Origin of the sequence: Ensifer sp. WSM1721 (assembly GCF_000513895.2) — a bacterium.
Lineage (GTDB): Bacteria > Pseudomonadota > Alphaproteobacteria > Rhizobiales > Rhizobiaceae > Sinorhizobium.
This window is the reverse complement of the sequence record NZ_CP165783.1, coordinates 1,693,701-1,701,392: the sequence shown is the minus strand read 5'-3', so window position 1 is coordinate 1,701,392 and position 7,692 is coordinate 1,693,701. Positions and strand designations below refer to the sequence as shown.

Annotated in this window: 7 protein-coding genes; 5 read left to right on the top strand and 2 right to left on the bottom strand. The window is 62.1% G+C overall.

Features of this window, described 5'->3' with window-relative positions:
• Nucleotides 1–376 precede the first annotated feature (376 nt).
• From M728_RS25485 to M728_RS25465, 5 genes are read left to right on the top strand one after another with little or no spacing between them, the layout of a single operon-like run.
• Entirely contained in the window at nucleotides 377–1,213 is an 837-nt protein-coding gene (locus tag M728_RS25485; protein ID WP_026620552.1) for a metallophosphoesterase, read from the top strand.
• On the top strand, nucleotides 1,210–2,376 hold the full coding sequence (locus tag M728_RS25480) for an ABC transporter ATP-binding protein (RefSeq protein ID WP_026620551.1): 1,167 nt from the start codon (nucleotides 1,210–1,212) through the stop codon (nucleotides 2,374–2,376). The genes M728_RS25485 and M728_RS25480 overlap by 4 nt, the downstream gene beginning before the upstream one ends.
• Nucleotides 2,369–3,280 carry a carbohydrate ABC transporter permease gene (locus M728_RS25475; RefSeq protein ID WP_026620550.1) on the top strand — a complete coding sequence of 304 codons (912 nt, stop codon included), beginning with the start codon at nucleotides 2,369–2,371 and terminating at the stop codon, nucleotides 3,278–3,280. The genes M728_RS25480 and M728_RS25475 overlap by 8 nt, the downstream gene beginning before the upstream one ends.
• Nucleotides 3,277–4,113 carry a carbohydrate ABC transporter permease gene (locus tag M728_RS25470; RefSeq protein WP_026620549.1) on the top strand — a complete coding sequence of 279 codons (837 nt, stop codon included), beginning with the start codon at nucleotides 3,277–3,279 and terminating at the stop codon, nucleotides 4,111–4,113. Before M728_RS25475 ends, M728_RS25470 begins: the two co-directional genes overlap by 4 nt.
• 22 nt (nucleotides 4,114–4,135) lie before the next feature.
• A complete protein-coding gene (locus M728_RS25465; RefSeq protein ID WP_026620548.1) occupies nucleotides 4,136–5,401 on the top strand; it encodes an ABC transporter substrate-binding protein in 1,266 nt (421 codons plus the stop codon).
• A 126-nt stretch (nucleotides 5,402–5,527) separates the two neighbouring features.
• On the opposite strand, the gene M728_RS25460 is transcribed toward M728_RS25465, so the two are convergent.
• On the bottom strand, nucleotides 5,528–6,565 hold the full coding sequence (locus M728_RS25460; RefSeq protein WP_034883554.1) for a flavodoxin family protein: 1,038 nt from the start codon (nucleotides 6,563–6,565) through the stop codon (nucleotides 5,528–5,530).
• Between the two features lie 407 nt (nucleotides 6,566–6,972).
• Nucleotides 6,973–7,599, bottom strand: a complete 627-nt coding sequence (locus tag M728_RS25455; protein WP_026620546.1) for a hypothetical protein — start codon at nucleotides 7,597–7,599, stop codon at nucleotides 6,973–6,975.
• Nucleotides 7,600–7,692: the final 93 nt, after the last annotated feature.

Sequence of the window (7,692 nt, the reverse complement as noted above, 5' to 3'; positions counted from 1 at the left end):
TATCAAAATCCCCTCGTGCGTTCCGCCTTCGACGGCCTTGGACAAAGGTCACCCCTCGCCGTTGGCGCACATGCGCTCGCCGTAGCCCTTAACAGAACAATCCCTGAATTACGTCGAAATACGCCAGATGCGGTCTAATCCGTTACAGGAATGATTCATCCTCTGATTCGCGTCAACCCATTTCTCGGATGTCCGCCTCGCGCCGCGGCGATGTTCCGGAAGGATGAAGCTTTCATGGAGGAACTGAAAAACAACTGAGAAAGCCTGTTACCAAACTGACATCAGAGCCCCCTAAAGAAGGCGCCCAAGCGGCGCTGAGCGGGGCCGAATGCTTCTCGCGCGGTGCCTCAAACTATCCTCGGAGGCCACGCTCCCCATGAAGATCGTCCAGATCAGCGACACCCATCTCAGCCCGTCCAAGACGCACTTCAACGACAATTGGGAGCCGGTTGCCCGCTGGATCGAAACTGTAGGGGCCGACCTCGTCGTCCATACCGGCGACCTCACGATCGACGGCGCCGATCAGGAAGACGACATCGCCTTTTCGGTCGAGCTCATCCGAAGACTGCCGGTGCCGGTGCTGATCGTGCCGGGCAATCACGATGTCGGCCACCTGCCCGGCTCGGACCAGCCGGTCGATGCGGAGCGGCTTGCCCGCTGGCGTAAGCTTGTCGGACCTGACTACTGGGCCTCCGACCACGGCAAATGGCGGCTGATCGGCCTCAATAGCCTCCTTCTCGGTCTCGACGATGCGGAAGAAGAAAAGCAGCTCCAATGGCTGGAGCAGGCGCTTGCCGAACGCTCCGGCCGTCGTGTCGCCATATTCGCCCATAAGCCGCTCTTCGTCGATGATCCCGCAGAAGGCGATACCGGCTACTGGAGCGTGCGGCCACGCCAGCGGCAGCGGCTCTGCGAGCTGATGGCCAGGAACGACGTCGCGCTCCATGCCAGCGGTCATCTGCATTGGGCCTGGCGAGGTCATCATGCGGGCACCGACCTCCTCTGGGCACCGCCGACCTCCTTCATCATCGATACGCTGGAGCGGGAAATGCCCGGCGAGCGCGTCGTCGGCGGGGTGCTTCACCATTTCAACGACGGGCACATCGAAAGCGAGATCGTCGTGGTGCCGGGACTAAAGCCGTACGTCATCGATCACGTGATCCACGAGGTCTACCCGCGCCACGCCAAGAAACTCGCGGAGGCGGCGCAATGAGCATTCTCGCGCTCCGCAACATCACCAGATCCTTCGGCGGCAACGCGATCCTCAAGGGCGTCAGCCTCGAGGCGAAAGAGGGCGAATTCATTGCGCTCGTGGGACCCTCCGGCTGCGGCAAGAGCACGTTGCTCCGCATCGTCGCGGGGCTCGACCATGCGGACGGCGGCGAGATCGTCATTAGCGGGCGCGAGGTCTCGTCGGTCGCCGCTGCAGACCGCAACGTCGCCATGGTGTTCCAGTCCTATGCCCTCTATCCGCATCTGACCGCCGGCCAGAACATCGCCGTGCCGCTTGCCATGCGGCGCCTCTCGGCCGCGCAGCGCCTGCCCTTCATCGGCAATCTTCTCCCGGGCCAGCGCCAGATTCGCGCCGACATCCAGCGGCAGGTCAAGGAGATGGCCGCTTCCCTCAAGATCGACCCTCTGCTCGATCGCAAGCCTGGCCAGATGTCGGGCGGGCAGCGCCAGCGCGTGGCGCTCGCCCGCGCCATGGTCCGCCACCCGAGCGTCTTCCTCATGGACGAGCCGCTCTCCAACCTCGATGCGAATCTCCGGGTGCACGCCCGCGGCGAGATCGTCGAGCTTCATCGCCGCGCCGGCGTGCCGACGCTTTACGTCACCCACGACCAGTCCGAAGCGCTGTCGATGGCCGATCGCGTGGCGGTGATGATCGGCGGCACCCTCCTGCAGCTCGCGCCGCCGCAGGAGATCTATGACGATCCCGCCCATATCGAGGTCGCGCGGTTTCTGGGACAGCCGCGCATCAACGTAGTGGAAACCCGGATGGATGCGTCCGGCGTGGTCCGCTTCGGCGCGCTCACGCTTGCGGTCGAGAACTCCGCCCCGCGCCATGCGGCCGTGATGATTGGCGTGCGACCCGAATTTGTCCGTCTGAGCGGAAATCCGAATGGCATCCTCAAGGCGCGCGTCGAACGGACCGAGTTTCTCGGCTCGGAAGTGATCGTCCATACGAGGCTCGATGCCATCGGCGAAGCGATCGTCGCCAAGGTCACGCCGGCTGAAGCCTCGGTGCTGTCTGACGGCATGCCGGTGTCGGTCGAGATCGAACCGGATCGGGCGATGCTCTTCGCGACGACGGGCCAACGGCTGCAGGCGAGGACGGTCGCGGTCGCCTCGACGCTGGAGAAAGCCCATGGCTAGCATCGCGAGCGACATGCCGATCGTTGCTGCCGACCGGCGCGAGGCGCGGATCGCCTGGCTTCTCGCCGCTCCGGCGATTACCCTCCTCTTCCTCTTCATCCTCCTGCCGACGCTCGCCGTGATCGTCCTAGGCTTCACCGATTTCGAGCTCGGCTATGGCGGCTTCCGCTTCGTCGGCTTCGAGAATTACGCGGAGCTGATCGGCGACCGCACCTTCCGCCGCTCGCTCTGGAACACCGCCGTCTACACGGCGATCGTCACGCCCGTCTCGATGGTGCTGGCGCTCGCGATCGCCCTCCTGATCGAGGCGGAAACGCGCGCCAGGGCCTTCTTCCGCACGGTCTATTTCCTTCCGGTCGCTTCGCTGCTCGTCGCCATGGCGACGGTCTGGCAATTCCTCTTTCATCCGACCATCGGGCCGATCAACACCTTCCTCGCCCAGTTCGGCATAGCCGGGCCGAACTGGCTCGGCGCCTCCGGCACCGTTCTCTACGGTCTTTCGATCATCGGCATCTGGCAGTCGGTCGGCTTCAACATGGTGCTCTTCCTCGCCGGCCTCACCGCCATCCCGCGCGAGCTCTACGCCGCCGCGGAAGTGGACGGCGCCAGGTCCTGGCTCGACCGCTTCCGGCTCGTCACCTGGCCAATGCTCGGGCCGACGACGCTCTTCGTCACGACGATCAGCATCATCAACTCCGTCAAGGTGTTCGAGACGGTGAAGACGCTCACCGAAGGCGGGCCGAACAAGGCCTCCGAGGTGCTGCTCTTCACCATCTACCAGGAGGGCTTCGTCTATCTCCGGGTCGGCTATGCCTCGGCGATGACGGTCGTCTTCCTCGCGATCCTCGTCGTCCTGATGTTCCTGCAGTACCGCGTCCTCGACCGGAAGGTGCATTACGCATGACCGCGCATAGTCTTTCCCTCGGTCGCATCCTGCGCTTCGGCCTCCTGTCGCTCGGCGCGCTCATCTTCCTCGCGCCGTACATCTTCATGATCTCGACGGCAGGCAAGGCGCAGAGCGAGATCTTTTCCTCCTCGCTCACGCTCATCCCCGAGCAATGGTCCTACATCGAGAACTTCACCAAGGCGCTGTCGCGCGTCTCGATGCCGACACTGCTTTTGAACGGCGTGATCGTCTGCGCGATGATTTTCGTGGTCCAAGTCGTCGTTGCCATCCCCTGCGCCTATGCCATGGCGAAGCTCAAGTTCCGCGCCGCGCGCTTCATGATGGTGCTGGTGATGCTGGGGCTGCTCGTGCCGATCCATGCGACGGCCCTGCCACTCTATGTCGCCTTCGATCGGCTCGCCGTGCTCAACAGCTACACGGCCCTCGTCGCGCCCTTCTCGATCTCGGTTTTCGCGATCTTCCTGTTCCTGCAATTCTTCCGCGCGCTTCCAGACGATCTGATCCATGCGGCCCGCCTCGACGGCATGTCCGAAATCGGCATCGTCGCGCGCGTCGTGGTGCCGAATGCCTGGCCGGCGATCACCGCCTTCGCGATCTTCTCGGTGGTGGCGCACTGGAACGACCTGTTCTGGCCGCTGGTCGTCGTCACCAACCAAGACTATGCCACCCCGCCGCTCGGTCTCCTCTTCTTCCGCGCCGCGGAGGCCGGCGACGACTACGGCGCGCTGATGGCCGCCACGCTGATCATCACCCTTCCCCTCGTCGCCGCGTTTCTCGTTGCGCAGAAGCGCTTCGTCGAGGGCATCACCATGACCGGTCTCAAGGGCTGACCGGTTAAACCAGGAGAGCGTCATGAAACATTTCAGGCAATTTCTCGCCGCCGCTGCGGTATCGATGACCTTCGCCGTTCCGGCTCAGGCCGAAACGGTGCTGACGGTGCACTACCCGATGCCCGGCTTCTTCAAGGACGTGATGGACACGATCTCGAAGAAGTTCATGGAGGAAAATCCGGGGATCAAGATCACCTTCGCCAATCCTTCCGCCACCTACGAGGAAGGCATCCAGACGATCATGCGGCAAGCCGGTTCGGCCGAGATGCCCGACGTCACCTTCATCGGCTTGAACCGCCTGCGCATGGTCAACGAACGCGACATCCCGGTCGACCTCGGCCCCTTCATCGCCAAGGACGGCAACATGGCCGAGCAGGGCTTCTCGGAGAATATTCTGAAGCTCGCCCAGGTCGGCGGCAAGCAGGTGGGCCTTGCCTTCGCGACCTCCAATCCGATCATGTACTACAACGCCGATCTCGTCCGCAAAGCCGGCGGCGACCCGGACAATCCGCCGAAGACCTGGGATGAGGTGATCGCGCTCGGCGGCAAGATCAAAGCGCTCGGCGACGGCGTCGAAGGCATCGATTTCCGCTGGCAGGGCGACGACTGGATGTTCTCCGCCCTCCTCTTCGGCGCCGGCGGCCACATGCTCAACGAAGACGAGACGAAGGTCGCCTTCAACGGTCCCGAGGGCCTGAAGGCGATCGAAGTGCTCGACCGCATGGTGAAGGAAGGCGGCCTGCCCGTCTTGACAAAGCAGGCCGGCGAACAGGCCTTCGTCGCTGGCAAGATCGGCTTCGCCTTCCAGACGACCGGGGCGCTCCGCAACACGATCAAGAATGTCGGCGGCAAGTTCGACCTGCGCACGGCGGCGATCCCGCTGATCGACCCGGTGAACGGCAAGCTGCCGACAGGCGGCAACGCCGTCGTGATCCTGACGCGCGACGCGGAAAAGCAGGAAGCGGCCTGGAAGTTCGCCAAATTCGCCGCCGGCCCCTATGGCGCCTCGGTCGTCGTTCCCGGCACGGGCTACGTGCCGAACAACGAGCTTGCCGCCAAGTCGCCGGACTATCTCGCGAATTTCTACAAGGAAAATCCGCTCTTCCGCGCCGGCCTCGAGCAGATGCCGCGCATGATCCCCTGGTACGCCTTCCCGGGCACCAACGGCGTCAAGGTCACCCAGACGATCGTCGAGAACCTGTCCCGTGTCGTCGAGCAGTCGGCAACGCCTGAGGAAGCGCTCAACGACGCCGCTGCGGAAGTGGAAAGCCTGCTGCCGCGGAGCTGAGCTTCACACCATCGCCTTCGTGAAAATCCCCCTTGAGCGCGCCTACTGCGTGTTGCCTTAATCCTAGCCGATTTAAGGAAACATGCGGTAGGCTCTAAATTGAGCCCTTGAGGCGCGAACCTTCGACTACTTCTGCCGTGGTTGCGAAAGCCCTGCTCCCGCTGAAACCAGCTTTCCAGCGCGCTTGGCCGTAACCGCCTCCACCAATGTCCGTGCCGCGTTGCGGACCTCTTCCTGCACCGCCTCGTCGGCATCCAATTCGTCATGGCTGAGCGCGTAAGGTTTCCAATAGCCGATATAACGATCCAGCTCAGCCAAGGGTCCGGCGGGTTCGAGATGCATGTAGCAAAGCCAGTCCGACAGGCTGCGCCGAACGTTTTCGACGCCCTCCACATCACCATGGACAATCACAGAAAAGAGCCGCCCGGCAAGATGTCGAGGATAGCTCCAGCCCTCGAGTTCAACCGCCTTGGCGAGCTTCGCATCCTTGCCCTTGGTCAAGGTCGGGTCAGGGTTGCCGCCGTCGGCGCAAACCAACCGGTCCATCATCAATTTTATCGGCGAAGACACGTGATACCAATTGACCGGCGTGACGATCATAATGCCATGCGCCTCAACCCACATCGGATAGATTTCGTTCATCCAGTCATGGACCTGTCCAAGCGAATAGTTGGGATAGCAGGAGCACGGCCAATGACAGAGAGCCGGCGATGTGGAAAAGCAGGCCTTGCAGGGATGAATCATCCGCCCATATTCGGCAGCGAGGCGATGCAATTCGAGAACGGTCGTCTTCACCCCGGCGGTTTGATCCATGGCTTCCTGCGCGATCCTCATCAGTCGGTAGGATTTCGACATTTCGCCGGGACAAGTGTGTTCGCTGCGGGACGACCCACTTATCAAAAGGATGCGCGCTGGACCGTCGGTCTCCAAGTGACGCTCTTGCGCAGCATGAACCGCATCGCGCGCCGCAAGCCAATCGACGGACAGTTCGTACTCGGGATCCTTGAACGCAGGTCCAGCCTTGCGGGTGTGAGGTGCCTTTCGCTGATGCTTATAAGCGTCCCACGCCGCCGATGCGATCTTGTCCAATTCCGATCGCAGATTATCAAAGGCCGGGTCCTGAAACCGGCTGAGGAAGCGGCGGCGAAACTCGGTCTCCGCCAGCCTGGGACTTGGCGTTCCCTTTCGCGGATCGAGCACTGCCGGCGAAGATCTTGTCCCCGTGCCTTTAGCCATCTTCCAATTCCTGTATACCAAGCTTGTCACGTGTAATCGGGCACGCCCGTGATTGTTCCGAGCGTCCGCGCATGCCTAGATCGCTGCTAATGCTTGCTTGGGTGTGCTTCAACGCGCGCTGGCTATGAGCATGTTGCGGCGATTGGACCTAAATAGCCCCGCCACACCCATCAGGCCCTGCGAGTAACAGGCTACTGCATGTTTCCTTAAATCGTACCCGATTTAAGGACAAAAACATGCAGCAATTCAAAGTGCTACAGCGTCCTTTGTGCGTCTGAAAAGACGCACGGCGCTGTAATGTTGATCCGCACTTGTTTCGAGGACCAAGCGTGATCTCACTTGACTGCGAAGCAGTAGATGAGACCGTCTCCGCCGGTGCTCCGCAATGCCTCCTGTGAGCAGCCACCTCGGGTCGAATGCGAAGAGTTCCATGACTTTGCCGCATCCGAGTCGTCCAAGCCGGTGCGGTCGCTGTGGCCAACAATAGCTGCGCCTTCCGCGCCGCCCATGGTCCAGTTGCCGCAGGTTTCCGGCGCTGCTGTCCCATCGGGCTTCGAGCCGGTCAGAATGTCATGGCGGTTCGGACTGTCACCGCGGCCGGGGATGACTTCGCCTTTTTCGTTGAGCGCCGTCTGCTTCGTCAGATTGTTGCGATCGCTGTGAAGTGAGGCGACGTCGTCGGCGATCTTTTCGCCTTTGGCGTTGTACCAGGGACCTGTCCCTATGCGATCCTTGGCATTCTCGGTGTCGGTGGAGAGATAGGCTCTCCAGGTCTTACCGGTCGAGCCGCTGGCCGTTGCCAGCGCGCTGCAATGGGCATCGGCGCCTGCAAGTCCTCCGAGATCTCCACCCATCCCCGGGTTTGTGCTGGTGACGAAGAAGCTCATTGAAGTGTCTTGAGCATGAGATGAGATGACCGAACAGGCCAGTGCGGCCATGACGAATACCAGCCGGCGTTTCATGGCTAACCTCCCTAAAAGTTCCTGGCTAAAGCCTATTGCGCGGAACGACGTCGGTAAAATCGAGATCTCGTGAGGGCACGAGAGGCGCCCGGC

What these genes read in the sequence shown, in the direction of transcription:
- M728_RS25485 (WP_026620552.1), top strand. Translation starts at nt 377, where the DNA reads ATGAAGATCGTCCAGATCAGCGACACCCATCTCAGCCCGTCCAAGACG.
- M728_RS25480 (WP_026620551.1), top strand. Translation starts at nt 1,210, where the DNA reads ATGAGCATTCTCGCGCTCCGCAACATCACCAGATCCTTCGGCGGCAAC.
- M728_RS25475 (WP_026620550.1), top strand. Translation starts at nt 2,369, where the DNA reads ATGGCTAGCATCGCGAGCGACATGCCGATCGTTGCTGCCGACCGGCGC.
- M728_RS25470 (WP_026620549.1), top strand. Translation starts at nt 3,277, where the DNA reads ATGACCGCGCATAGTCTTTCCCTCGGTCGCATCCTGCGCTTCGGCCTC.
- M728_RS25465 (WP_026620548.1), top strand. Translation starts at nt 4,136, where the DNA reads ATGAAACATTTCAGGCAATTTCTCGCCGCCGCTGCGGTATCGATGACC.
- M728_RS25455 (WP_026620546.1), bottom strand. Translation starts at nt 7,599, where the DNA reads ATGAAACGCCGGCTGGTATTCGTCATGGCCGCACTGGCCTGTTCGGTC.